The 25,577-nt window shown below is 72.6% G+C and carries 21 protein-coding genes, 1 tRNA gene and 1 pseudogene; 11 read left to right on the plus strand and 12 right to left on the minus strand.

All coding sequences use genetic code 11. The features are described from left to right. The first annotated feature begins 3 nt into the window (after positions 1 to 3). Positions 4 to 1,257 (plus strand): styrene monooxygenase/indole monooxygenase family protein, encoded by a 1,254-nt coding sequence (locus ACIQE0_RS16785; protein WP_366333878.1) that lies wholly within the window; start codon positions 4 to 6, stop codon positions 1,255 to 1,257. A 66-nt stretch (positions 1,258 to 1,323) separates the two neighbouring features. Here ACIQE0_RS16785 and ACIQE0_RS16790 read toward each other — a convergent pair whose 3' ends face one another. From ACIQE0_RS16790 to ACIQE0_RS16800, 3 genes are all read right to left on the minus strand, one after another. Continuing rightward, positions 1,324 to 1,587, minus strand: a complete 264-nt coding sequence (locus ACIQE0_RS16790; protein WP_402332646.1) for a hypothetical protein — start codon at positions 1,585 to 1,587, stop codon at positions 1,324 to 1,326. A gap of 10 nt (positions 1,588 to 1,597) precedes the next feature. Beyond that, complete coding sequence (locus tag ACIQE0_RS16795) at positions 1,598 to 2,341, minus strand: TetR/AcrR family transcriptional regulator (RefSeq protein ID WP_366333874.1); 744 nt, start codon at positions 2,339 to 2,341, stop codon at positions 1,598 to 1,600. A 229-nt stretch (positions 2,342 to 2,570) separates the two neighbouring features. Next, on the minus strand, positions 2,571 to 3,497 hold the full coding sequence (locus ACIQE0_RS16800; protein ID WP_402332789.1) for a diiron oxygenase: 927 nt from the start codon (positions 3,495 to 3,497) through the stop codon (positions 2,571 to 2,573). A 204-nt stretch (positions 3,498 to 3,701) separates the two neighbouring features. Here ACIQE0_RS16800 and ACIQE0_RS16805 point away from each other — a divergent pair, with 204 nt between their 5' ends. Further along, positions 3,702 to 4,808, plus strand: coding sequence for a ferritin-like domain-containing protein (locus tag ACIQE0_RS16805; protein WP_402332649.1), 1,107 nt, complete (start codon positions 3,702 to 3,704; stop codon positions 4,806 to 4,808). A gap of 220 nt (positions 4,809 to 5,028) precedes the next feature. Here the strand turns inward: ACIQE0_RS16805 and ACIQE0_RS16810 are convergent, their stop codons facing one another. From ACIQE0_RS16810 to ACIQE0_RS16830, 5 genes and pseudogenes are all read right to left on the minus strand, one after another. Continuing rightward, positions 5,029 to 5,322 carry an alpha/beta fold hydrolase gene (locus tag ACIQE0_RS16810; protein ID WP_402332804.1) on the minus strand — a complete coding sequence of 98 codons (294 nt, stop codon included), beginning with the start codon at positions 5,320 to 5,322 and terminating at the stop codon, positions 5,029 to 5,031. 151 nt (positions 5,323 to 5,473) lie between these two features. After that, a pseudogene (locus ACIQE0_RS16815) lies at positions 5,474 to 5,905 on the minus strand (alpha/beta fold hydrolase); the annotation flags it as partial. A 137-nt stretch (positions 5,906 to 6,042) separates the two neighbouring features. Continuing rightward, the gene (locus tag ACIQE0_RS16820) at positions 6,043 to 6,537 is read right to left on the minus strand and encodes an HD domain-containing protein (protein ID WP_402332652.1); all 495 of its coding nucleotides are present in this window, start codon (positions 6,535 to 6,537) and stop codon (positions 6,043 to 6,045) included. Between the two features lie 74 nt (positions 6,538 to 6,611). After that, complete coding sequence (locus ACIQE0_RS16825; protein ID WP_402332655.1) at positions 6,612 to 8,066, minus strand: penicillin-binding transpeptidase domain-containing protein; 1,455 nt, start codon at positions 8,064 to 8,066, stop codon at positions 6,612 to 6,614. Further along, positions 8,063 to 9,439, minus strand: coding sequence for an FtsW/RodA/SpoVE family cell cycle protein (locus ACIQE0_RS16830; protein ID WP_402332792.1), 1,377 nt, complete (start codon positions 9,437 to 9,439; stop codon positions 8,063 to 8,065). The genes ACIQE0_RS16825 and ACIQE0_RS16830 overlap by 4 nt, the downstream gene beginning before the upstream one ends. Before the next feature lie 419 nt (positions 9,440 to 9,858). Between ACIQE0_RS16830 and ACIQE0_RS16835 the strand changes: the two genes are divergently transcribed. Next, positions 9,859 to 11,157, plus strand: coding sequence for a cytochrome P450 (locus tag ACIQE0_RS16835; RefSeq protein ID WP_366333864.1), 1,299 nt, complete (start codon positions 9,859 to 9,861; stop codon positions 11,155 to 11,157). Between the two features lie 663 nt (positions 11,158 to 11,820). Beyond that, a complete protein-coding gene (locus ACIQE0_RS16840; protein ID WP_402332658.1) occupies positions 11,821 to 12,720 on the plus strand; it encodes a helix-turn-helix transcriptional regulator in 900 nt (299 codons plus the stop codon). 30 nt (positions 12,721 to 12,750) lie between these two features. Here ACIQE0_RS16840 and ACIQE0_RS16845 read toward each other — a convergent pair whose 3' ends face one another. From ACIQE0_RS16845 to ACIQE0_RS16860, 4 genes are all read right to left on the minus strand, one after another. Further along, a complete protein-coding gene (locus ACIQE0_RS16845) occupies positions 12,751 to 13,206 on the minus strand; it encodes an NUDIX domain-containing protein (protein ID WP_402332661.1) in 456 nt (151 codons plus the stop codon). A gap of 88 nt (positions 13,207 to 13,294) precedes the next feature. Then, the gene (locus ACIQE0_RS16850) at positions 13,295 to 14,560 is read right to left on the minus strand and encodes an MAB_1171c family putative transporter (protein WP_402332664.1); all 1,266 of its coding nucleotides are present in this window, start codon (positions 14,558 to 14,560) and stop codon (positions 13,295 to 13,297) included. Continuing rightward, positions 14,553 to 15,128 carry a hypothetical protein gene (locus tag ACIQE0_RS16855; RefSeq protein ID WP_366333856.1) on the minus strand — a complete coding sequence of 192 codons (576 nt, stop codon included), beginning with the start codon at positions 15,126 to 15,128 and terminating at the stop codon, positions 14,553 to 14,555. Before ACIQE0_RS16855 ends, ACIQE0_RS16850 begins: the two co-directional genes overlap by 8 nt. A 650-nt stretch (positions 15,129 to 15,778) precedes the next feature. Beyond that, a tRNA-Arg gene (locus tag ACIQE0_RS16860) sits at positions 15,779 to 15,850 on the minus strand. Between the two features lie 235 nt (positions 15,851 to 16,085). Here ACIQE0_RS16860 and ACIQE0_RS16865 point away from each other — a divergent pair. The 7 genes from ACIQE0_RS16865 to rho all read left to right on the plus strand — a co-directional run bounded on the left by ACIQE0_RS16865 (position 16,086) and on the right by rho (position 25,556). Continuing rightward, positions 16,086 to 16,640, plus strand: a complete 555-nt coding sequence (locus ACIQE0_RS16865; RefSeq protein WP_402332795.1) for a response regulator — start codon at positions 16,086 to 16,088, stop codon at positions 16,638 to 16,640. Between the two features lie 124 nt (positions 16,641 to 16,764). Further along, positions 16,765 to 17,832 (plus strand): ArgS-related anticodon-binding protein NrtL, encoded by a 1,068-nt coding sequence (gene nrtL / locus ACIQE0_RS16870; protein ID WP_402332667.1) that lies wholly within the window; start codon positions 16,765 to 16,767, stop codon positions 17,830 to 17,832. A gap of 99 nt (positions 17,833 to 17,931) precedes the next feature. After that, positions 17,932 to 19,323, plus strand: coding sequence for a diaminopimelate decarboxylase (gene lysA / locus ACIQE0_RS16875; RefSeq protein WP_402332670.1), 1,392 nt, complete (start codon positions 17,932 to 17,934; stop codon positions 19,321 to 19,323). 159 nt (positions 19,324 to 19,482) lie between these two features. Beyond that, positions 19,483 to 20,775: a homoserine dehydrogenase gene (locus ACIQE0_RS16880; protein ID WP_366333850.1), complete on the plus strand. Its 1,293-nt coding sequence runs from the start codon at positions 19,483 to 19,485 to the stop codon at positions 20,773 to 20,775. 8 nt (positions 20,776 to 20,783) lie between these two features. Continuing rightward, a complete protein-coding gene (gene thrC, locus ACIQE0_RS16885; protein ID WP_366333848.1) occupies positions 20,784 to 21,869 on the plus strand; it encodes a threonine synthase in 1,086 nt (361 codons plus the stop codon). A 347-nt stretch (positions 21,870 to 22,216) separates the two neighbouring features. Continuing rightward, the gene (thrB, locus tag ACIQE0_RS16890; RefSeq protein ID WP_366333846.1) at positions 22,217 to 23,134 is read left to right on the plus strand and encodes a homoserine kinase; all 918 of its coding nucleotides are present in this window, start codon (positions 22,217 to 22,219) and stop codon (positions 23,132 to 23,134) included. Positions 23,135 to 23,507: 373 nt separating this feature from the next. Then, positions 23,508 to 25,556, plus strand: coding sequence for a transcription termination factor Rho (gene rho, locus ACIQE0_RS16895; RefSeq protein WP_402332674.1), 2,049 nt, complete (start codon positions 23,508 to 23,510; stop codon positions 25,554 to 25,556). Positions 25,557 to 25,577 lie beyond the last annotated feature (21 nt).

Genomic DNA, 25,577 nt, shown 5'->3' on the forward strand with positions numbered 1-25,577 from the left:
GCCATGCGGAAGATACTCGTCGTTGGAGCCGGCCAGTCCGGTCTCCAACTCGCCCTCGGCCTCCAGTCCCAGGGCTATGAGGTCACCTTGATGTCCAACCGCACCCCCGACGAGATCCGCTCCGGCCGGGTCATGTCGACGCAGTGCATGTTCCACACCGCCCTCCAGCACGAGCGGGACCTGGCGCTCAACTTCTGGGAGAACCAGGCCCCGCGCATCGAGGGCCTGGGCGTCTCGGTGGCCGCCCCCGGCAGCCACGCCGAGCCCGGCGGCACCCAGCGCGCCATCGACTGGGTCGGCAAGCTCGACGGCCACGCCCAGTCCGTCGACCAGCGGGTCAAGATGGCCGGCTGGATGGAGACCTTCGCACAGCGCGGCGGCCAGCTGGTCATCCACGGCGCGGCAGTCTCCGACCTGGACTTCTTCGCCCGGCGCTACGACCTGACGCTGGTCTCGGCCGGCAAGGGCGAACTGGTCTCGATGTTCGGCCGGGACGCCTCCCGCTCGCCGTACGACACCCCGCAGCGCGCGCTGGCCGTCGCCTACGTGCACGGCATGGGCCCGCGCCCGGAGCACCCGGAGTTCGACGCGGTCCGCTGCAACCTCGTCCCGGGCGTCGGCGAGCTGTTCGTCATGCCGACCTACACCCTCTCCGGCCGGGCCGACATCCTCTTCTGGGAGGGCATCCCCGGCGGCCCGGTGGACGCCTTCCAGGGCGTGCGGGACCCCAGGGAGCACCTGGCGATCACGCTGGACCTGCTGAAGACGTTCCTGCCGTGGGAGTACGCCCGCAGCACCCAGGTGGAACTGACCGACGCCAACGGCACGTTGGCCGGCCGCTACCCCCCGACCGTCCGCAACCCGATCGGCCGGCTGCCCTCCGGCGGCCTGGTGCTGGGCGTCGCGGACGTGGTCGTCGCCAACGACCCGATCACCGGCCAGGGCTCCAACTCGGCGTCCAAGTGCGCCGCGTCCTACCTCGCCTCCATCGTCGAGCGCGGGGACCAGCCGTTCGACGCGGAGTGGATGCAGGGCACCTTCGACCGCTACTGGCAGACCGCCCAGCACGTCACCAAGTGGACCAACGCGATGCTGGCCCCGCCGCCGGAGCACGTGCTGAACCTCATCGGCGCCGGCGGTCAGCTCCAGCCGGTCGCCGACCGGTTCGCCAACGCCTTCAACAACCCGGCCGACTTCGAGAACTTCTTCTACGAGCCGGAGAAGACGGCCGCCTACCTGGAGTCGCTGACGGGCTGACCCCTGGACGGGCCACGGGGCCGGCGGACCGCTACCGGTCCGCCGGCCCCGTGCCGTTCCGTGGGGTCAACGGTGCCTGCGCCAGGGCCACTTGAGGCCGGACCCGGCCCGCCCCTCCGGGACGTAGGCGTACTGCCAGCCGCGCGGCAGCCCCAGCCGGCCCGGGGGTCCCGGGACCCGGCGGTAGACGTGGACCTCCGGCGGCCGCCCGTCGTCGCGGGGGACGGGGATCTCGTAGCTCTTCGGGGGCAGCCCGGTGGGGCCGACCAGGACGGGCAGGACCCGGCCGTCCAGGGGACCGCCGACGAAGAGGGTGTTCTCGCTGCGCACCGGCCCAGTCTCACAGCAGGTGGGCGGCCCCGCTCACGACGGGCAGGACCCCGCGCGCCAGCGCGCCGGCCGGGCCGTCGGAAGCCTCCAGCTTCAGCGCCGCCGCGATCACCCGCGCGGTCTGCGCGTCGCGGGCCGCGGTGGCGGTCAGCAGCGCGACGAAGTGGTCCACCAGCCAGTCCCGCAGTTCGTCCAGGGAGGGCTGCTTGTCCTCGTCCAGCCAGATCAGCGAGGCGGCCTCGACCGAGGTGATCCACATCCGGACCGTCGTCCGCAGCCGCGGGCCCGGCTCCGGGGCGCCCAGATGGCGCAGGATCTGCGCGGCCGCGGCGCGCCGGACCTCGTCCACGATCGCGGTCGTCCGGGACGTCTCCACCACGCTGCCGCCCTGGAGCAGTGCGGAGAACCCGGCGTCGTGCTGGTCGACGAAGGCCAGATAGCGGTCCAGGGCGTGGCCCAGCCGCCGGGTGAGCGGGCCGCTCTCCGGCTCCGCGAAGCACTGCTCCAGCTCGTCGGCGGCGCTGCGCAGCGCCGCCTCGTACAACTGCTGCTTGCCGCCGGGGAAGTAGCGGTAGACGAGCGGCCGGGAGACCTCGGCGGCGGTGGCGACGTCGTCCAACGAGACGTCCTCCGGCGCGCGCTGGGCGAACAGGCCCAGCGCGGCGGCCAGCAGCTGGCTGCGGCGCTGCTCCACGCTCAGCCTGCGGTAGGCGGGGGGTCTGGGTACTGCTGGGGCGGTGCCGCTGCCGTTCATGAACAGCAGCGTAACCGCCGGGGTTTCGGACTCGTACAGGTGCTCGGGACGAATCGGAGGACGGAGGCTGTTTACGCCAACAGGCCCGAGCTGCGCCACAGTCGGCGGCCGACCCCGCGCAACACCCCGATGTCGTCCAGGCGGTGTCGATATGCGGCTCCGCCGCGTGGCGGTCAGGCGCGTGGCGGTCAGGCGCTTGGCGGGGTGGTGCGGGTGCCGGGTGCGGGTCTCAGGCCAACAGGCCCGAGCTGCGCCACAGTCGGCGGCCGACCCCGCGCAGCACTCCGATGTCGTCCAGGAAGTCCGTCAGGCGCTTGGCGCCGTTCTGCATGACCTCCCGGCGGTGGCCGCTGGCCTTCACCTGCGCCACGGCCTCGTTCCGGTCCAGGCCCACGTTGGTGTAGACCTCGGGGTTGATGAACGCCACCGCGAAGATCCGGGCGAACTCGCCGGAGGTGACCCGGGTGAACTCCTGCGACCACTTTGGCGCGGTCATCATCTGCCGCCGCAACTCCTCGCGTGCGTAGCGCACATGGCGGGCCTCCTCCACGACGTGGATCCGTGTGACGCCCCGGACCAGCGGCTGCACCCGCTCGTCGGGGAAGGCCAGCCGCTGCATCCAGTCCAGGACCTCCTCACCGAGCAGCGTCGCCGTGAAGGAGCCCGGGGTGGTGGAGATCGTCTTGAAGAGCCGGCCGAGGTTCAGATGAGCCCGGCCGACCGGGTACCAGGGCGTGTCCCCGCGGGATATCAGCCGCGCGAACATCTTCGAGTGCCGGCACTCGTCCTCGATCTCGGTGAGCGCGTACCGGACGTGCGCGCTGGTGGCGGGCTTGTCGTAGATGTGCCGGACGAGCAGCTGCATGAGGATGATCTCGAACCAGATGCCCAGCGACGCGAGCGCCGCGGCCTCGTGCTGGGAGAGCAGGATGCGCTGCTCCTGGCTCATCCGCCGCCACATCGGGGTGTCGTAGAGCGACACCAGCTCCGGCGGCCAGAACCACTTGCCGTTCTCGAAGGGCGCGTCCCAGTCGAGTTCGGCGTCGGGGTCGAAGGAGTGCTTGGCGGAGGAGGCGAGCAGCCGCTCTGCGACCTGCTCCCGGTCCTTGAGCAGCCCGAGGGCGTCCCGCAGGACTTCGGTATCCGTCAGGGTCATTGCGGTGGGCGTGCTCGTCATGGCTCTGGCTACACCTCACGGTCGAAGGTCACCCGCGGTCGCACGCGGCTGCCTCTTATGAGACTCTGCGTCAGCAAGCGCGTCAATCCCTCCCGCACGACTTCTTGACCCCCCGGTAAGAAGCGTGTGAACCTGCCAACGGCCCGGTCGGCACAGGGCGTTCGGCCGGCCGAGGAGGCGTCGGTGACGATCCGCGAGCTGTACGTACAGGACCCAGGCGACTCCCTGTGGAGCGTGCCGGCCGCCGGTGCGGCCCGCTTCACCTGGGAGTACGACGACGGGCGCGACCGGCTGCTGGCCCTCTACCAGAAGGGCAAGGACAAGCAGTGGGACGCCACCACACGCATCGACTGGGACCTGGAGGTGGACCCCAAGGACCCGCTCGGCACCCCCGACGAGTCGATGGCCCTGTACGGCACCCGGTACTGGGACCGGATGTCCGCCGAGGACCGCGGCACCCTCCGACAGCACTTCGCGGCCTGGCAGCTCAGCCAGTTCCTGCACGGTGAGCAGGGCGCGATGGTGTGCGCCGCGCGGATCGTCACGTCCGTCCCCGACCTCGACGCCAAGTTCTACTCGGCCACCCAGACCATGGATGAGGCGCGGCACGCGGAGATCTACGGCCGCTTCCTCAAGGACAAGGTCGGGATGCTCTACCCGGTCGACGACAACCTCCAGGCGCTCCTCGACGACACCCTCTCCGACGCCCGTTGGGACATGCCCTACCTCGGCATGCAGGTCCTCATCGAGGGGCTGGCCCTGGCCGCCTTCGGCATGATCCGCGACACCACCACCAAGCCGCTGCCGCGGCAGATCCTCGCCTACGTCATGCAGGACGAGGCCCGGCACGTGGCCTTCGGCCGGATGGCGCTGCGCGACTACTACCGGCAGCTCACCGACGCCGAACTGCGCGAGCGCGAGGAGTTCGTCATCGAGGGCTGCTACCTGATGCGCGACCGGCTGCGCGGTACGCAGGTGCTGGAGAACTTCGGCATCCCGCCCCACGAGGCCGTCGAGTTCACCGAGCGCTCGGAGTTCCTCCAGCTCTTCCGGAAGCTGCTGTTCAGCCGGATCGTCCCGTGCGTGAAGGACATCGGCCTGTGGGGCGAGCGCCTCCAGCGGGCCTATGTGGACCTCGGTGTCTTCGACCTGGGCGATGCCAACCTCGATCTGCTGATGACCCAGGACGAGGAGGTCGCCGAGCGGCTGGACGCCGAGCGGTTCGCCGCGGAGGAGGCGGCCCGCACGGCCGAGGTCGCCGACACCGTCGCGCGGGGCGCGGAGGGCTGACCGGCCGGTGGAGTGCCGGGAGTTGGGCGCGGGGTGACGTGGCGGCCGGGGCCGTCTCGTTGGCTGCCGTCTGCCGTCTGCCGTCTGCCGTCTGCCGTCTGCCGTCTGCCGTCTGCCGTCTGTCGTCTGTCGTCTGCCGTCTGCCGTCTGCCGCTCGCCGTCCCGGGACGGTCACCTCGGCTCCCTCGGCTCCCTCGGTCACCTCGGCCCCCTCGGCCCCTCAGTCCGTCAGGAACTCCGCCAGCCGCCGGTCCAGTTCCGCCGACCGCAGTTCCGGCAGCGCATGGTGCCCGGTCTCCGGCAGCGTCGCGACCCGCGCCCCGGGCAGCGCCCGGCCGGCCGCCGCGGCGACCTCCGGTACGTCGTGCGCCCTGCTGCGCCCGGCCAGCAGCACCAGCGCGGGCGGCGCGGCGGACCCCAGCCGGGCCGCGTCCGGCCGCGGCCCGGTGACCGGCCGCACCCCGCGGAACTCCCGGCCGCCCACCCCCGTCAGCCGCACCAGCTCCGGCGCCACCGCCGGACCCCCCGCGGCACTCCCACGCCAGGAACCGCCGGGCCGCGGCCTCACCGGGGCGGACGAGCAGCGGTACCGCCCGCGCCAGATACGCCGCCCGGTAGCCGGCGAAGCACTGCGTCGGATCGAGCAGCGCCAGCCGGTCCACCCGGTCCGGGGCGTGCACCGCGTACCCCAGCGCGATCCAGCCCCCGTACGAATGCCCCAGCAGCGCGACCCGGTCGGCCCCCAGCCCGTCCAACAGGCCGTCCAGCCAGGCCATCAGATCGGCCGGGCGGCGCAGCGGCCGTCCGCCGGGCGCGCTCAGCCCCGGTGTGCGCGGTACGTCCACCGCGTGGACCCGGTGCGTACGGGCGAGGGCGGCGGCCCGCGCGTACCAGACGGCGGAGGTGGCCCCGCCGCCGCCCAGCAGCACCAGCGGCGGCCCCCCGGCCGGCCCGCAGGCGTTGATCCGGGTGGTGCCGAACTCGCCGGTCTGCTCGATCGGTTCGACCGGCACCGGCCAGAGCGCCAGGGCCCGCCCGTAGGCGGTGCGGAACGCGGCGGACGCGGAGGGGGCGGGCGGCGTGGGCGTCGCGGTCACGGTGCGCCTCCGGGGCGGGGAAGACGGACGGCTGCGGATGCCTCGTCCGCCAAGTAGCCGGTCGGACAGGGCAGTTGGGGATCGTACGCCGCTCGTCGGGCGCGCCCGCGCTCGGTACCCGTCAGGCGTTCAGCACGTCACCCGGCCGGCTCGTCCAACCCCAACAGCCCCCGCATCCGGGCGTACTTGGCCGTCAGCCGCTTCCGGGTCGGTGCGTCCAGGACGGCCAGCCGCGCCGGGTCCGCGTTGTGCGCCAGGTCCGCCTCCTTGACCAGCAGGGCGCCGGGCGTGGCCAGGATGCGCGCGGCGTACTCCTCGGCCGGCTCGCCGGGCCGCTTGGTGACCGCCACGACGATCGCCCTGGTCGCCCCGTCCAGCGCCGCGCCGGCCAGCCACTCGGCGCTCACCGCCCCGTCCTCGACCGCGTCGTGCAGCCATGCCGCGGCGATCTGCGCCGCACTGCCGCCGCGCGCCCGCACCCCCTGTGCGACCGCCGCCAGATGCTCGGCGTACGGGCGGCCCGCCTTGTCGGTCTGCCCCTCGTGCGCGCGCCGGGCGAGCGCCGCCACCTCGGCGAGGGTGAGCCGGGGCGGCACCGCGGGCGCCGGGGACGATTCCGCTGCACAGGCCATGGCGCCATTGTGACGGCCCGCCGGACCGCGCCGGTACGCCGGGCCCGCAGCCCGCCCGCAGCCCGCCCGCGGCCTCACCGCAGCCCGGCCGCCAGCACCGCCCGCGCGACCGGCCCGGCGCTGCCGCCCCCGCTGATGTCCTCGCGCACGCCCTCCGCGTCCTCCACGACCACCGCCACCGCCGCCACCGGCTCCCGGCTCTCCCGCTCCCGCACCCAGGCGAGGAACCAGGCGTACGGGGTGCCCTCGTTGCGGACGCCGTGCTGGGCCGTGCCCGTCTTGCCGCCCACGGTGAACCCCTCGATGGCCGCGGTGTGCCCGCTCCCGTGCTCGACGACCTCGGCCATCAGCTCCTGGAGCTGCTGGGCGGTGGCCGGATTCATCACCTGCCGGGTGGGCCCCCTGGCCCCGGTGCCGACCGTCACCCCGTGCGCGTCGGTCACCCGCTCCACGAGGTACGGCGGCGTCAGCTGGCCGTCGTTGGCCACCGCCGCCGCCACCATGGCCATCTGGAGCGGCGTCGCGGCGGTGTCGTACTGCCCGATGGCGGACATCGCCAGCTGCGCCGGGTCCATCCCGGTGTCGAAGGTGCTGGGCGCGACGGGCGAGGGCAGCCGCAGCCCGGCGTCGTTGAACCCGAACCGCCGCGCCGTCTCGGCCATCGCGCGCACCCCGACACCGACCCCCAGCCGCGCGAAGACGGTGTTGCAGGAGAGCCGGAACGCCTCCCGCAGGCCCACGTGTTCACAGCCCTCGGACGGATTGCCCAACCGGGTCCGGGTGCCCGGCAGGGTGTACGGGTCGGGCACGTCCAGCGGGGCGTCGAGGTCCTTGACCAGACCGGTCTCCAGCGCGGCCGCCGCGGTGACGACCTTGAAGGTCGAACCGGGCGGATAGGTCTGCCGCAGCGCCCGGTTGAGCATCGGCCGGTCCGCCGCCCCGTTGAGCCGACGCCAGGCGGCGGTCACCGACCGGCCGTTCCCGGAGAGCACGCCGGGGTCGTACGACGGCGAACTGACCAGCGTCAGCACCCGCCCGCTGCGCGGCTCGACCGCCACCACCGCGCCCTTCCGGCCGGCCAGGGCGCGGTACGCGGCGCGCTGCATCGCCGGGTCGACGGTGGTCTCGACCCGGCCGCCGGGCGGCCGGCGGCGGATCAGCCGGTCCCACCACGGGAACCCGGCCAGCCGGTCGTCGGTCCCGGCCAGGACGCCGTCCTCGGTCCGCTCCAGCAGCGAGGTGCCGTACGTCTGCGAGGCGTAGCCGGTGACCGGCGCGTACAGCGGGCCGTCGGTGTAGGTGCGCTCGTAGCGCAGCCGCCCGCCGCTGTCCCGGGAGCCGGTGACCGGGCGGCCGCCCACCAGGACGGCGCCGCGCGGCTGCGCGTACCGGGCGATGACGTCCCGCCGGTTGGCCGGGTTCGCGGTGTAGTCGTCCGCCTCGAAGACCTGCACCCGGACGGCGTTGACCAGCAGCGCGGCCAGCAGCAGGAAGGAGAACACGGCGGTGTGCCGGATGCCGCGGGTCACCGGGCCGCCCCGACGGCGTCCGGCGCGGACCGGGGCGGCCGGACGGGGGCGGCCGGCCGCGGCCCCCGGGCCCGGTCGCTGATCCGCACCAGCAGCGCGACGATGATCCAGTTGGTGACCACCGACGACCCGCCCTGGGCGAGGAACGGCATCGCCATCCCGGTCAGCGGGATCAGCCCCATCACCCCGCCGGCGATCACGAACACCTGGAGCGCGGGCAGCGCCGCCAGCCCCACCGCCAGCAGACTGCCGAACGCGTCGGGCAGCCCGAGCGCCGCCCGGTACCCGCAGACCGCCGGCAGCGCGTAGAGCAGGAACAGCGCGCACAGCCCGACCAGTCCCAACTCCTCGCCCACCGTCGCCAGGATGAAGTCGGACTTGCGGGCGAACCCGATCAGCGAGGAGTGCCCCTGCCCCAGCCCCGTCCCCCACGTCCCGCCCGCCGCGAACGCGAACAGCGACTGCGCCAGTTGCCCCGCCCCCCGGCCCTCCGTGATCCCCGCGAACGGATGCAGCCAGTCCGCCACCCGCCCGTGCACATGCGGCTCCAACATGCCCACCGCCGCCGCCCCGGCCGCCGACAGCAGCACCCCCACCGCGATCCACCCGGTCCGCCCGGTGGCCACGTACAGCAGGACCACGAACACCCCGAAGAAGAGCAGCGAGGTCCCCAGGTCCCGTTCGAGGACCAGCACCCCGACGCTCACCAGCCAGATGGCGACGACCGGCGCGAGCACCCTCCCGGCCGGCAGCCGCAGCCGCCACACCACCTTCCCCGTGTGCGCCAGCGCCTCCCGGTTGGCCGCCAGATACGCCGCGAAGAACACCGTGATCAGCACCTTGGCGAACTCGGCCGGCTGGAGCGAGAATCCGGCCACCCGGATCCAGATCCGCGCCCCGTTGACGGCCGGGAAGAGGATCGGCACCACCATCAGGGCCAGCGCCAGCCCCGCGCACCCGTAGGCGCGGTGCTGGAGCACCCGGTGGTCCCGCAGCCCCGCCACCACCGCGATGAACAGCGCCACGCCCACTGTGGACCACACCAGTTGCGCCGGCGCGGCCCGGTGCGCCGCCGTCTCCAGGTCGAGCCGGAAGATCAGCACCAGCCCGAGCCCGTTGAGCAGCACCGCGGTCGGCAGCAGCAGCGGATCGGCGTGCGGGGCTCCGAACCGCACCGCGAGGTGCGCCAGCAGCGCCAGCCCGCCCAGCCCCGCCGCGTACCGCAGCGCCCCGCCCGGCACCGCGTGCGCCGTGGCCACCCCCACCACCAGATAGCCGCAGAAGCTGATGAGCACCGCGCCTACGAGGAGGGCCAGTTCGACGCCCCGCCGCTTGGGCCGCGGCACCGGCGCCGCTCCGTCCCCCGCCCGCACCTCGGCCGCATCCGCCCCGTCCGCCACATCCACAGCGGCAACGTAGCAAGCAAATCAGTGCATTTCGGGCAAGTTGCCCGTCCCGCTCGCCCCTCCCGCCCTACGGAACACGGGTGGCCGAAAGTGCGCCCTGTCCCCTAGGGGAAGAATCAGGGCCCCGTGGGGGCCGGTCGGCCCTGTTCCGTGAACCCGTCCCAACGGCAGTTTGTAAACTCGGGCACAACGAAAAGCAGAAGGCCGAGCTCGTCACGCTGATGCGGACGACCGATCGCACCGGTCGACGCCATGGACATGTGCCATGGCGCCGCACGCGAGGGGCTGTGGCGTATGACACCGAGCACGCCAGAGAAGGTCCCGCGCCGTTTCGGCCCACGGGGGCGGCCGAGCGCGGGTGTCCGTCCCCCGCGACGAAAGGCAGTATGAGCGCCATGACGACCCTCCGTTCCCGGATCTTCGCCTGGGCCGGTCGCCTCTACCTGGCGAGAACGCGCAAGAAGGGCTTCGACCTCTCCCGGATGTCCTTCCTGCCGGACTCCGTCCTGATGCCGCTGCGTCGCGACGGACTCGATCCGGTGCCGGACCTCGCCGCCGTCCGCGAGCGCGAGCCGATCAGCAAGCTCCCGGTGCCGATAGCCGCCAACGTCTGGCTGGTCACCGGCTACGACGAGGCCAAGGCGGTCCTCGGCAAGGGCGACGCCTTCAGCTCCGACTTCACCAACCTCGTCGGCAAGGCCGGCGCCGGCGCCGAACAGAACCCCGGCGGCCTCGGGTTCGCCGACCCGCCGGTGCACACCCGCCTCCGCCGGCTCCTCACCCCCGAGTTCACCATGCGCCGCCTGAGCCGGCTCACCCCCCGCATCCACGACATCGTCGAGGAGCGGCTGGACGCCATGGAGCAGGCCGGCCGCAACGGCGAACCGGTCGACCTGGTCGCCGCCTTCGCGCTGCCCATCCCCTCCCTGGTCATCTGCGAACTCCTCGGCGTCCCCTACGAGGACCGCGCCGACTTCGAGCGGCTCAGCGCCGCCCGCTTCGACCTCTTCAGCGGCGCCAACGCCTCCTTCGGCGCCATATCCGAATCGCTCGACTACTTCCGCGAGGTCGTCAAGAAGCAGCGCGCCAACCCCGGCGACGGCCTGCTCGGCATGATCGTGCGGGAACACGGCGACTCGGTCTCCGACGAGGAACTGGCCGGCCTCGCCGACGGCGTGCTGACCGGCGGCTTCGAGACCACCGCCAGCATGCTCGCGCTCGGCGCCCTGGTCCTCCTCCAGGACCCGGAGCACTTCGCCGCCCTCAAGGACGGCGACGACGTCGTCGACCGCTACGTCGAGGAACTGCTGCGCTACCTCACCGTCGTGCAGGTCGCCTTCCCCCGCTTCGCCCGCGAGGACCTGGAGATCGGCGGCGTCCAGATCGCCGCCGGCGACGTCGTCCTGTGCTCCCTCAGCGGCGCCGACCGCGACGGCGCGCTCGGCCCCGACCTGGAGCAGTTCGACCCGCACCGCGCCAAGGTCCCCTCGCACCTCGCCTTCGGCTACGGCATCCACCGCTGCGTCGGCGCCGAACTCGCCCGCATGGAACTGCGCGCCGCCTACCCGGCCCTGGTCCGCCGCTTCCCCTCCATGCGCCTGGCCGTCGGCCCCGAGGACCTGGCGTTCCGCAAGCTCTCCATCGTCTACGGCCTGGACTCGCTGCCGGTCCGGGTGGACGGCTGACCGGCGCTCGGCTGCGGGGCGGCCGCCCGGTCCGATATCCGGCCGGCCGGCCGCCCGCGCCGGGAGCGGTTGAAGATCCGCCGACGGGCAGCGGCACGGCCCGTCGGCGAGTCGACGGGCAGACGAAAGATCCCCTGACCGGCATCCCACCGGCCAGGGGATCGCGTGCTCAATGCGAAAGCGCGGCGCGCGAAGGCGAAGAAGCGCGGCGCACGAAGGCGAAGAAAAGCAGCGCGCGAAGGCGAAGAAGTGCGGCGCACGAAGGCGAAGAAATACGGCGCACGAAGGCGAAGAAAAACGGAAGAAAAGGGCCGTCCGCGGCGCAGGCGTACCCGGCCCCTCGGGGCCGCGCCCGCGGCGACGCGCGGGGGCCCCGGCCCGGCGGCCGGTCTCCGGTGGGGGCGGAACGGGCAGCGCCTCCCCCGTGCACGCTGCCTGTTCCGCCGCGCCCATGACCGCACGCCGCGCGCACGGCGCGGAGTCCGGCCAGGTCCAACCGGTGTGCTCGACGAAGGGCGGACAGCGGTGCCAGCGCACCCGACCGTCCTCACATCGGCAAGATTGAAGTTATCCCGATTCGATGAACTGATCAAGTCGTCGATTCAGGCACCGGTGGCTAGAGTTCCGTTGATCGGAACCAAGCCCGTCGCCAGGAGTGCCGCCATGCCCGCTCGTCGATTCGACGGCCGCCGTGTACGGGCCGTACGCCGGGCCGCCGAGCTCGTCCAGAGCCAGGTGGCGCAGGTGGTCGGCGTACGGGACACCGCCGTCGCCAGCTGGGAGACCGGGTACAGCACCCCGCCCCCGGAGAAGCTGCCGGCGCTCGCCCGCGCCCTCGGGCAGGACCTCGACGAGCTGTTCCCCCGGGACGGCCTCCCCGATCTCGCCGATCTGCGCGCCGACGCCGGCTACGCGCAGCGCGACACCAGAGCCGTCACCAAGACCAAGAGCACCGGCGCGGTGGCGAACGCCGAACGCGGGCGCCGACGCCTCAGCGACGCCTTGGTCCACCCCCTGGCCACCGCCTACGGGGTGCGCGTCGAGGCGCTGCTGGCCGCGCAGGAGCGCTCGTTCGGCCATGAGATCCCCGAGCCGCAGACGGGCCGCAGGGCCCCCGCGGCCGCCGAACCGGCCGCGGCCCGGCAGCCGCGGTCGATCGCGGAGAAGATCGCCGACCTGCTGGAACTCTCCGCGCCCGACGCCCGGCCCACCCACGCCGAGATCGCCAGGCGCGGGAACGAGCGGTCCGGCAGCCCCGTACTGACCGAGCGCCTGGTCGCCGAACTGCACGCCGGAACGCGGACCGCGGCATCCCCCGAAACCCTCAAGGCCCTGGCCCTGGCCCTGGACGCCCCCGAGCTCTTCTTCTCCACCGACGACCGCGAGGTGGAGCGGATCGTCAGCGGCATCCGGCTGGTCAAGGACGGCTTCAGCGGTATGGCGGCGCGCGGCCGCGACGGCGGCCTCCCGGCGGAACTCATGGACTACATCAGCGGGGTGTTCCAGCAGATCCGGCGCACCGAACTCCCGGACCACCCCGCCAAGGGCCCCGAGGAGACTTAGGGCGCCTGATGACGGATCTCCGCGGCGCCGCTACCGCACCGCCACCTCGACATAGCGCGGCTGCCCGTCCGCGCGCGCGGCCAGCGCGGCCTCCCAGGCCGCGGACATCGGCGCCGGAATCAGCTCGGGACCGATGTCCTGCGGCGCCACGAAGCGGTGCTCCGCCAACTCCTCGGGCTGCAACGCGATCGACTCCGACCGGTCCCGGGTGAGCGTCCCGCCGTCGAAGACGTAGTAGGCGTGCGAGCCCCGGCCGGGCACGGTCACCCACGCGCTCACCAGGAGCGGCCCCACGGCCTGCTCGATCCCCAGCTCCTCGCGCAGCTCCCGCGCGCAGGCCGCCCGCGGCAGCTCCCCCTCGTCGATGTGCCCGCCCGGCAGGTTCCAGCCCGGCTTGTAGGTCGGCTTCACGATCAGCACGCGACCGTCCTCGTCGCTGACGACGGCCCCGGCCGAGGCTCCGACACGGGCGTGAGCGGCGCTCATGAGTGACTCCTGCATCTGTCGTTGGTCGATCATCGGGACCCGTCCGCCCGGCCCTCGCCGACGGCGAAGGCGGCGGGCGGCGGGACGGTCAGGCCGGTGTCGCCGCCCCCAGCAGCCGGACGGCCGCGGTCGGGTTGGCCCGCGCGTAGGCGTCCGCCACCTTCAGCAGCCACGGCACCTCCGCGGCGAGACTCTCCCCGCGGCCGGCGGGGAACGGGACGGGCGAGCCGACGGGACGGTCGGCACTGGCCATGGCGGCCCGGATCCAGTACGCCTCGGCCACGGCGTCGGCCGGCTGGCCGTCCGACTCGGCCGCCGCCAACTCCCGGGCGTGCCGGTACAGATCCTCGGGAGCGCGCCGGCGCAGCTCGTGGATCGCGTCGCGGATCTCCGTGACGTAGCGGCCGAGCCGGATCTGCGGGGACGCGTCGTGCGCGAACATGTCCCGCGCCGTGTTGAGCGGCGCCGCGAGCCGGCTGCCCGGCAGGATGCGGCTCGGCGGGTACAGGACCAGATCGGGCACCACGAAGGCGAGGTCCCGCCAGAGCCGGTGGAGCGCCCTGATGGCCGCCAGGGTCCGGTAGCGGAAGACCGCGACATGGATCGTCGGGGCGATCACCCCGATCGCCCAGAGGAGGAACGCCGCATACAGCAGCGTGTCGGTCACCGCCTCCTGGACGGCGTTGGGCCCCGGGGCCGCCGGGATGACGGAGTTGACGACCGCGCAGACGGCGCGCACGACGGAGTAGAGCGTGCCCACGACCATGCCCGCGGCCATCAGCCACAGCCCGACGCGCAGCGTGCGCCGCGGCGCGTGCCGGGCCTTGCTGCCCCACTGGTATCCGCACAGGGCCGTCACGGCACCGCAGTAGACGTAGAACAGGCCCATGTAGACGGCCAGCCCGGCCTCGCCGGCATGCCGCTCCATGAAGTACACCGACGTGGGGACCTCGGTGCGGTGCAGCCAGCACAGGAAGATCCCCGCCATCGCGGCGATCGTGACCGCGCATGCCCAACGGGCGTGACGGTGCACCGCCGCCGTGACGCGGATGCGGCGGCTCGGCTGCGCCCCCGACGCGATCTCGCCGGCGTCGACCGCCGTGAGATACCGCAGCAGCGCGCACATCGCCGCGATCGCGAGGGTGTGCTTGAGCAGCGTCGCCAGGTCGGCCACGCCGAGGTCGTCGACGAGGTACCTGCCGAGCGTGGTGCGCATCAGCCAGGCCAGCGCCAGCGCGCTGAACGTGCCCCACAGGGAACGCTCACGGGCCCTGCCCCGCAACGCGGCGGGCGCCCGCCAGAGTGCCTGCACCAGCAGCAGACCCACGATGGTGTAGGCGATCGCATCAGTCACGGGGGCTCCTGCCTGGGTGGGTGAGGGTGTCGTCCAGCGCCCGCAGCGCGCCGTCCTCGATGAACTCGTCCGTGTACGCGATGTGGTGGATGAGGTCGGCCACGGTCTCCGCACGGGCCTCCACCCGCGTGCCGAAGCGCCGGCGGGGGGCCGCCTGTCCGCGCCCGATCAACTGGCCGACCAGCTCGGCGGACGGATCGCCCACCACCTCGTCCATCACCTGCGTGGTGACCCCGTCGGCGTCGTCACACCACAGATGCCCCAGCTCGTGCAGGATGATCTTCTCGCGGTGGAAGCGCGTGGTGCTCTCGACATGGAGGATCAGATCGAGCGGCAGGGTCTCGTGCTTGAGCCACAGGCCGCACAGTCCCGTACTCCCCAACAGCCGGTCCGGCAGCGGGACGAGCCTGATGTCCCGGCCGCGCACCGCGGCGATGTTCGCCACCAGTGCGTCCAGATCGAACGGTCGGGGGACCGGCATCTCCCCGACGATCCGCCGGGCCTCCTTGCGCACCGCACGATGGTCGATCGCCGTCCCGTCCCCCTGGCGACGCCACCTCCACCGCATGGACTGGTTCCTCTACCCGTAAAGACCTGCAAAACCCGGAAGGCCCGAAAGACCGCGATGACGCGGAATCAGTGGATCGCCACGTTTCCGACGTGCCGTCCGGTCCACTCGATGAGTCGAAGCGACATTAGGCGATTTGTGGCTGTTCTTGTCAAGTGCGGGGTCAAATCCGGCGAATGCCTTGAAATCCCAGGTCAAGCGGCTTCCCAACCATGCCACCCATCGAGCCCGTGCCCACCCGGAAACGGCGCGCGCGACGCCATTTCGAGCGGCCCGGCGGCCCGGCGGCCCCCCGCGACACCGGGCACCCATGAACACCTCGCGCCCATCCGAACGGGCCCGCCCGGCCGCCGACTTGTCCGCGCACCCGGCCATCCCGAGCCTTCCGGTGGAGGAACGTGCACTCTCCGAGAGCCACCCAACGGGCAGGCACCCAGGGTCAGTTGGGGGCGGCCGCGCAACGGCCAGTCGTCCAGGGCTGCCTGCCGCGGTGGAGGTGATGGGGAGTCGGGAGGTGGGACGGAGGCGCCCGCGCCCTCGCGTCGAATCCGCGTCGAGGGCAAAGCAAAAGAGCCGGACTCGACTGAGTCCGGCTCTTTCGTCAGGCACCTGCGCCGATCAGCGTCGTGATCACGTCGATTGCGGCGAAGTGCCCCCGGCAGGATTCGAACCTGCGCACACGGCTCCGGAGGCCGTTGCTCTATCCCCTGAGCTACGGGGGCTTTGTCGCCGCTCGTTGCGGCGACGGGTAGAACATTACCAGCTCCGCCGGGGTGGTCATGAACGTTCCGGTGACCGGGGCGGGAACCGGCGGTCAGCTGGGAAAGGAAGGGCGCCCTTACCGCATGCGGGAGGGGCGCCGGCGGCGGTCGCCGAAAGGTCCCCCGCACGGGGACGGAAGTGGGTAAAACCGGGACGCAGCCGCAGATGGACACCTAGTCTCATGGTGTGCCTGGCTTGTCCGGTCGGATCCTTGTGGTCGATGACAACAAGGTGATTCGGCAGTTGATCAGGGTCAACCTTGAGCTGGAGGGCTTCGAGGTCGTGACCGCGGCTGACGGTGCCGAGTGCCTGGACGTCGTGCACCGGGTCAGACCGGACGTGGTGACCCTCGACGTGATGATGCCGAGGCTGGGCGGACTGCACACCGCGGCCCGGCTGCGTTCCGACCCGCGGACGTGGGACATCCCGATCGCCATCGTGAGTGCCTGCTCCCAGGGCGAGGTGGACAACGGGGAGTCGGTGGGCATCGACGCCTTTCTGGCCAAGCCGTTCGAACCGATGGACCTGGTGCGCACGGTGGGGATGCTGGTGCGCGAGGGACGGCAGCGGGAGCGCAGGGGATATGGCGATCACGCGGAAGGGGTCAGGGAACCGGGCGACGAGCGGTCCGGCGGCGCCTGGGGCAGGGGGAGCGACGGCGGGCCGTGGGGCGGGGCGCCGCGGGACGGTTTCGGGGGCGGTACGGAGAGCGGTGAGCCGGGGAGCGGGGGCGGTCGGGCCGCCGGCTGAGGGCCGGGCGGGCGGCCGGGAGACGTCCCTCGTCGCAGGGGGTGGGGAGGCCGGGCGCCGAGCCCCTGTCCACAGGACGAAACCCGTTCGCATGGAGACCCCCCTCCTCCCATACGCTGGTGCTGTGACCCCGGCAGAGCTCTCCCGCACCGTCCTGCGCTCCGTGCGCAGCGCCGTTGAGGAGCGCGAGCTTTCCGTGCCGGTGCCGGCGCGGATCGTGGTGCAGCCGCCGCCGCGGCCCGGCTGCGGGGACTACGCCTCCAACGTCGCGTTGCAGCTCGCCGGCCAGGCGGGGCTGCCGCCGCGCGAGGTGGCCGAGATCCTGCGCAGGCGGCTGGTGGGATGCCCCGGCATCGCACGGGTGGAGATCGCGGGGCCGGGCTTTTTGAACTTCCATCTGGGCGTCGGGGCGGCGGCCGGTCTCGTCGCGGACGTCCTGGCCCGGGGCGAGCGCTACGGCGAACCGCCCGCGCCCGGAGCGGCCGGTCCCGGACGGACCGGCGGACCCGCGCGCTATACGGGGGAGTGGGCGCGGGCCCGGCAGACCGTCGTCGGCGAGGCGCTGGCGCGGCTCGGGCGGGAGGAGGCGGTCCGCACGCAGTCGGCGGCCGCCCCCGACGGCGACGGGGAGCTGGCCGACCTGGTCGCGCGGCTCGGCGGCGACGAGGCCCGGTGGGTGCTGCTGCGGCCCGCCGCGCACGACCCGGTGCGGGCGCCCCGGCGCCCCGTGCAGCACGAGGACAACCCCCGCTTCCGGGTGCAGTACGCCTTTGCGCGCACGCGCGCGACGGTGCGGAACGCCGGCGAGTTGGGGTTCGCCGGCGAGCCGGGCGACGTGCTGGGGGAGCCGTCCGCGCACCCCGGGGACGCGCCGCCCCACCGGGCCGCCCCGCGGACGTCCCAGGCACCCCGGGCCCCGCAGACGCTCCAGGCACTGGAGACCTGCCTGGGCACGTACCCGACGGCCACCGCGACCGCCGCACGCCGGTGTGCGCCGGACCGGGTGGTGCGCCATCTGGAGGCCACCGCGGACGCCTATCTGCGCTGGCAGGAGGAGTTCTGGCCGCTGCCCGTCGGCGAGCAGAAACCCTTGGCCGTGCACCGCGCCCGGGTGGCCCTCGCCGAGGCCACGGGGACGGTGCTGGGGAACGGCCTGCGCCTGCTCGGCATCTCTGCTCCTGAACACGTCTGATCCGAGGACCTCCGATGCATCCGCCCGACGTCGTGCGAACCGCACCGGTGGCCGCCCCGCTCAGCGCCTCTGAACGATCTTGAGGGGACCGTTTCCGTTATGAGCCGTTCCGCGCATCCCGCAGGACCCCGGCATGGCGACGTACTGCCCGACGGGCACTACGCCGGACCGCCCGCCGACCTCAACTCCCTTGACCCGCAGGTCTGGTCCCGTACCGTCCGGCGCGACGCCGACGGCGCGGTGACGGTCGGCGGGCTGTCCGTGACCGCGCTCGCCGAGGAGTTCGGCACGCCGGCGTACTTCCTGGACGAGGACGACTTCCGGGCGCGCTGCCGGGCCTGGAAGGACGCCTTCGGGCCGGACGCCGACGTCTTCTACGCGGGCAAGGCGTTCCTGTCCCGGGCCGTCGTGCGGTGGCTGGCCGAGGAGGGACTCAACCTCGACGTCTGCTCCGGCGGCGAACTGGCCACCGCGCTGGACGCCGGCATGCCCGCCGAGCGGATCGCGCTGCACGGCAACAACAAGAGCACGCAGGAGATCACCCGGGCCGTCGAGGCCGGGGTGGGCCGGATCGTCCTGGACTCCTTCCAGGAGATCGTGCGGGTGGCGCACATCGCCGAGCGGCTCGGCAAGCGGCAGCGGGTGCAGATCCGGGTCACCGTCGGCGTCGAGGCGCACACCCACGAGTTCATCGCGACCGCGCACGAGGACCAGAAGTTCGGCATCGCGCTGGCCGGCGGCCAGGCCGCCGAGGCGGTGCGGCGCGCGCTGAAGCTGGACGGCCTCGAACTCACCGGCATCCACAGCCACATCGGCTCGCAGATCTTCGACATGGCCGGCTTCGAGGTCTCCGCCCGCCGCGTGGTGCAGCTGCTCGCGGACGTACGGGACGAGCACGGGGTGGAGCTGCCGGAGATCGACCTCGGTGGCGGGCTCGGTATCGCGTACACCTCGGACGACGACCCGCGCGAGCCGCGCGAGATCGCCGCGGCGCTGCGCGACATCGTGGGCCGCGAGTGCGAGGCGGCCGGGCTGCGGGCGCCGCGGATCTCGGTCGAGCCGGGCCGGGCGATCGTCGGCCCGACCGCCTTCACGCTCTACGAGGTCGGCACGGTCAAGGAGCTGGAGGGCCTGCGCACCTACGTCTCCGTGGACGGCGGGATGTCCGACAACATCCGCACCGCGCTCTACGACGCGGAGTACAGCGTGGTGCTGGCCTCCCGGACGTCGAACGCCGAGCCGATGCTGTCGCGGGTCGTCGGCAAGCACTGCGAGAGCGGCGACATCGTCGTGCGGGACGCCTTCCTGCCCTCCGACGTGGCGCCCGGGGACCTGCTCGCGGTGCCGGCCACCGGCGCCTACTGCCGGTCCATGGCGAGCAACTACAACCACGCGCTGCGGCCGCCGGTGGTGGCGGTCCGGGACGGTGCGGCCCGGGTCGTCGTCCGGCGGGAGACGGAGGAAGATCTCCTGCGGTTGGATGTCGGGTAGGGGCGGATCGTCGGGGCCGGGCCCGGTGATGAAATAAATGTCTCGGCATCCGGACGCACGGCGGAAACCGCCATCCGGTGCGTGAGACTGGTGCGTGACCAGGAAAACTGGTGCATGACCGAGCATGAAACCGCTGGATCGAAGAAAAGACGAGGTCGAATGATGCGTACGCGTCCGCTGAAGGTGGCGCTGCTGGGCTGTGGTGTGGTCGGCTCAGAGGTGGCGCGCATCATGACGACGCACGCCGACGACCTCGCCGCCCGCATCGGTGCGCCCGTGGAGCTCGCCGGGATCGCCGTCCGCCGCCCCGAGCGGGTGCGCGCCGGCATCCCGGCCGAGCTGATCACCACCGACGCCACCGCACTCGTCAAACGCGGTGACATCGACGTGGTCATCGAGGTGATCGGCGGGATCGAGCCCGCCCGGGGGCTGATCACCACCGCCTTCGAGCACGGCGCGAGCGTGGTCTCCGCCAACAAGGCGCTGGTCGCGGCGGACGGCGCCGCGCTGCACGCGGCAGCCGAGAAGCACAACGCCGACCTGTACTACGAGGCGGCGGTCGCCGGCGCGATCCCGCTGGTGCGGCCGCTGCGCGAGTCGCTCGCCGGCGACAAGGTCAACCGCGTCCTCGGCATCGTCAACGGCACCACCAACTTCATCCTCGACAAGATGGACACCACCGGCGCCGGCTACACCGAGGCCCTCGACGAGGCCACCGCGCTCGGTTACGCCGAGGCCGACCCGACCGCCGACGTCGAGGGCTTCGACGCCGCCGCCAAGGCCGCGATCCTCGCCGGGATCGCCTTCCACACCCGCGTCACCATCGACGACGTGCACCGCGAGGGGCTGACCGAGGTCACCGCCGCGGACATCGCCTCCGCCAAGCGGATGGGCTGCACCGTCAAGCTGCTGGCCATCTGCGAGCGGGCCGCGGACGGCGCGTCGGTGACCGCACGGGTGCACCCGGCGATGATCCCGCTGAGCCATCCGCTGGCCTCCGTGCGCGAGGCGTACAACGCGGTCTTCGTCGAGGCCGACGCGGCCGGCCAGTTGATGTTCTACGGACCGGGCGCGGGCGGTTCGCCCACCGCCTCCGCGGTCCTCGGCGACCTCGTCGCGGTCTGCCGCAACAAGCTCGCCGGTGCCACCGGGCCGGGGGAGTCGGCGTACACCGCGCTGCCCGTCAGCCCGATGGGTGAGGTCGTCACCCGCTACCACATCAGTCTCGACGTGGCCGACAAGCCCGGCGTCCTCGCGCAGGTCGCCACGGTCTTCGCCGAACACGGCGTGTCGATCGACACCGTCCGCCAGCAGGGCAGGGACGGCGAGGCGGACCTCGTCGTCGTCACCCACCGGGCGACCGACGCCGCCCTGTCGTCGACGGTCGAAGCGCTGCGCGGGCTGGACACCGTCCGCGGTGTCATCAGCATCATGCGGGTCGAAGGGGAGTAAAGGAACCCATGTCTGCCAATTCCACCGTGACCACTGCGAACGGCCAGTGGCGCGGAATCATCGAGGAGTACCGCGACCGGCTGCCGGTCAGCGACACGACCGAGGTCGTGACCCTCCGGGAGGGCGGCACGCCGCTCGTCCCCGCCCAGGTGCTGTCCGAGCGCACGGGCTGCGAGGTGCACCTCAAGGTCGAGGGCGCCAACCCCACGGGGTCGTTCAAGGACCGCGGGATGACGATGGCCATCACCCGCGCCAAGGAGGACGGCGCCAAGGCCGTCATCTGCGCCTCCACCGGCAACACCTCCGCCTCGGCCGCCGCCTACGCGGTCCGGGCCGGGATGGTCTGTGCGGTGCTGGTCCCGCAGGGCAAGATCGCGCTCGGCAAGATGGGCCAGGCGCTGGTGCACGGCGCCAAGATCCTCCAGGTCGACGGAAATTTCGACGACTGTCTGACCCTGGCCCGGGGCCTCTCCGAGAACTACCCGGTCGCACTTGTGAACTCCGTCAACCCGGTGCGCATCGAGGGCCAGAAGACCGCCGCCTTCGAGATCGTCGACATGCTCGGCGACGCCCCGGACATCCATGTGCTGCCCGTCGGCAACGCCGGCAACATCACCGCCTACTGGCGGGGCTACCGGGAGTACGCGGCCGACGGCATCGCCGCGCGCACCCCGCGGATGTGGGGCTTCCAGGCATCCGGCAGCGCCCCGATCGTGCGCGGCGAGGTCGTCAAGGACCCGCACACCATCGCCACCGCGATCCGGATCGGCAACCCCGCCTCCTGGGAGTTCGCCGAGCGCGCCCGGGACGAGTCCGGCGGCCTCATCGACGCTGTGACGGACCGTCAAATCCTAGCCGCCTACCGCCTGTTGGCCGCCCAGGAGGGCGTCTTCGTGGAGCCCGCCTCGGCCGCCTCGGTCGCCGGCCTGCTCAAGGCCGCCGAGGAGGGCAAGGTCGACCCCGGCCAGCGGATCGTCTGCACGGTCACCGGCAACGGCCTGAAGGACCCCGACTGGGCGGTGGCCGGTGCGCCGCAGCCGGTAACGGTCCCGGTCGACGCCGCGGCCGCCGCCGAGCGCCTGGGCCTGGGCTGACCGTCGCGGACCTCCCGGGAGCTGCGCAGGAGTTCGGGGGAGGGCGGGCCGGCCAGCCGCCCGCCCGCCCCCGAACCGCACATTGCGCAAACCCTCTCGCAAACGCTGCAAAGACGGCGTTGAGGCATGCACTGGCGCGCGACACGCATCGTGCGCCTCCTGTGCGCCCTATGTCGCGACAGAACCTTCCTTCGATAGGCTGGCACCCAACTCCCCTCCCCACGGCATAACGCAGTGGTGCGCAGGGCAGGTCAGAACAGACCCCACGAGCCGTCCGGGCACCTCGGTGCAGCGGTGCTGCGCTCGGGGGCAGTACCGCAGCATCAATCAAGGAGAGTCATCGAGCGATGGCCGGTCCCGCGTTCCGCGCCGCCGCCGTCCGGGTGCGCACCCCCGCTACCAGCGCCAATCTCGGCCCCGGCTTCGATGCCCTAGGGCTTTCCCTGGGGCTGTACGACGACGTCGTGGTACGGGTCGCCGACTCCGGTCTGCACGTCGACATCGCCGGCGAGGGCGCAACGACGCTGCCGCGCGACGAAAGCCATCTGCTCGTCCGGGCCATGCGCACCGCCTTCGACCTGCTCGGCGGGCAGCCGCGCGGCCTGGAGATCGTCTGCGCCAACCGCATTCCGCACGGCCGGGGGCTCGGCTCCTCCTCGGCCGCCATCTGCGCCGGCATCGTCGCCGCCCGCGCCGTGACCATAGGCGGCGAGCAGAAGCTCGACGACACCGCGTTGCTGGAACTCGCCAACGAGATCGAGGGCCACCCCGACAACGTCGCCGCCTGTCTGCTCGGCGGATTCACCCTCGCCTGGACGGACACCGGCACCGCACGGGCAATCCGCATGGATCCGGCCGATTCCATCGTTCCGGTGGTCTTCGTGCCGGGAAAGCCGGTACTGACCGAAACCGCCCGCGGACTGCTGCCGCGCACCGTCCCGCACGTGGACGCCGCGGCCAACGCCGGTCGCGCCGCACTGCTCGTCGAGGCCCTGACCAGGCGCCCCGAGCTGCTGCTTGCCGCGACCGAGGACCGACTTCACCAGGACTACCGCGCCCCCGCGATGCCGGAGAGCATGGGCCTGGTGAACCGACTGCGCGCGGACGGCGTCCCTGCAGTCATCTCCGGTGCGGGCCCGACGGTGCTCGCGCTGGTCGAAGAAGCGGCGGCCGACAAGGTCGCGGCGCTGGCGGGCGAGGGGTGGGCGGCCAACCGGCTGACCCTCGACGCGGCAGGCACCTGCGTGCTGCCGCTCGCCGGGTGATCACACCGAGTGATCGACGATCGCCGGTCTTTGAGAGGGGGAATGTTTGTTGGATCCGGTAGTGTTAACCTCAAGTCAGTACTCGACGCCAGAGGGCGCGGTGCTTCGTGTCCCCCATCGGGACCACTTTCTTCCGGGAGCCTCCCCAACTGCTTGGAGCTTTTGTCCTGAGCAGGAGTGAGCATGCTCCGGAATCGGCGTGACGACGAAAGCCTCATCCCAGATCTTCACGCCGGAGCCATGAATTGATTTCTCCGCCGAATCAGGCGGGTCCACCGCCCCGGCCCGGTCCGTTAGACCAAGGACCCGGCCGGACAGCACAACCGGTCGCCGAGCCAGACAGGCCGACGCCCGCTCCAGGGAAGGACCCTTCGTGAGCGACACCACCGATCTGATGGGCGCGCGCACCGATGGCAGTGCCGCCACGCCCGCCACGGACGCTCCCGCCGCGCCTGCCACCACGCGACGCCGCCGTTCCGGCACCGGCCTTGAGGGCATGGTCCTGGCGGAGCTGCAGCAGGTTGCCTCCGGCCTCGGTATCAAGGGCACCGCGCGGATGCGCAAGAGCCAGCTGATCGAGGTCATCAAGGAGCGGCAGGCCGCCGGCTCCGGGGCCGCAGCCAAGGCCGACGCGCCCGCGGCCGACACCGAGACCAAGCCCAAGCGCCGTACGACCTCCAAGGCCCGCACCGGCGAGGACGGTGCCGAGTCCGCCAAGGCCCAGAAGACCGCCAAGTCGGCCAAGACCGCGGAGAAGTCGGGGGCGCAGCAGCAGATCGACATCCCCGGCCAGCCCTCCCCCAAGGTCTCCACTGGGGTCGACCAGGGAGGTGCCCCCATCGACGAGGCTCCGGCCGGCGAGCGTCGCCGGCGTCGGGCCACCGCCCCCGCGGGCAGCCCGGACAACGGTGCCGAGGCCAAGGCCGAGACCGCCACCGCGGTCAAGACCGAGGCCCGGACCGAGACCGCCCCGCAGGAGGCCGGCGAGGGCCGGACCGCCAAGGGCGGCGAGCGCCAGGAGCGCGGGGACCGTCAGGAGCGCGGCCAGAAGGGCGAGCGCGGTCGGCGTGACCGCGACCGCGACCGCGACCGTGACCGTGACCGCCGCAAGGGCGACGCGGGCGACGGCGGCCAGGGCGGCAGCCGTCAGCGGGACCGCCGGGACGGCGACGACGAGGACTTCGAGGGCGGCCGGCGCGGTCGGCGCGGCCGTTACCGCGACCGCCGCGGACGCCGTGGCCGCGAGGAGTTCGCCAACGAGCCGCAGGTGGCCGACGACGACGTGCTGATCCCCGTCGCGGGCATCCTCGACATCCTCGACAACTACGCGTTCATCCGGACCTCCGGCTACCTGCCCGGCCCGAACGACGTGTACGTCTCGCTCGCCCAGGTCCGCAAGAACGGTCTGCGCAAGGGCGATCACGTCACCGGTGCGGTCCGTCAGCCCAAGGACGGCGAGCGGCGCGAGAAGTTCAACGCCCTGGTGCGGCTGGACAGCGTCAACAGCATGGCGCCCGAACAGGGCCGCCAGCGTGCGGAGTTCGGGAAGCTGACGCCCCTTTACCCGCAGGAGCGGCTGCGCCTGGAGGGCGAGTCGGGCGGTCTGACGACCCGGATCATCGATCTGGTCACGCCGATCGGCAAGGGCCAGCGCGGTCTGATCGTGGCCCCGCCGAAGACCGGCAAGACCATGATCATGCAGGCGATCGCCAACTCGATCACCCGCAACAACCCTGAGTGCCACCTGATGGTCGTCCTCGTCGACGAGCGTCCGGAAGAGGTCACCGACATGCAGCGGTCGGTCAAGGGCGAGGTCATCTCCTCGACCTTCGACCGCCCGGCCGAGGACCACACCACCGTCGCCGAACTCGCCATCGAGCGCGCCAAGCGCCTGGTCGAGCTGGGCCACGACGTGGTCGTCCTGCTGGACTCCATCACCCGCCTGGGCCGCGCGTACAACCTCGCGGCGCCCGCCTCCGGCCGCATCCTGTCCGGTGGTGTCGACTCGACCGCGCTCTACCCGCCGAAGCGCTTCTTCGGTGCCGCGCGCAACATCGAGGACGGCGGTTCGCTGACCATCCTGGCCACCGCGCTGGTCGAGACCGGCTCGCGGATGGACGAGGTGATCTTCGAGGAGTTCAAGGGCACCGGCAACCTGGAGCTCAAGCTCGACCGCAAGCTCTCCGACAAGCGCATCTTCCCCGCGGTGGACGTCGACGCGTCCAGCACCCGCAAGGAGGAGATCCTGATGGGCAGCGACGAGCTGGCCATCGTCTGGAAGCTGCGCCGGGTGCTGCACGCGCTGGACCAGCAGCAGGCCATCGAGCTGCTGCTGGACAAGATGAAGCAGACGAAGTCCAACGCGGAGTTCCTGCTCCAGATCCAGAAGACGACGCCGACCACGGGCAACGGCAACGACTAAGCGCCCGCGGCCGCGCCGCAC

It is taken from the genome of Streptomyces sp. NPDC093097, from assembly GCF_044754325.1.
Classification (GTDB): Bacteria; Actinomycetota; Actinomycetes; order Streptomycetales; family Streptomycetaceae; genus Streptomyces.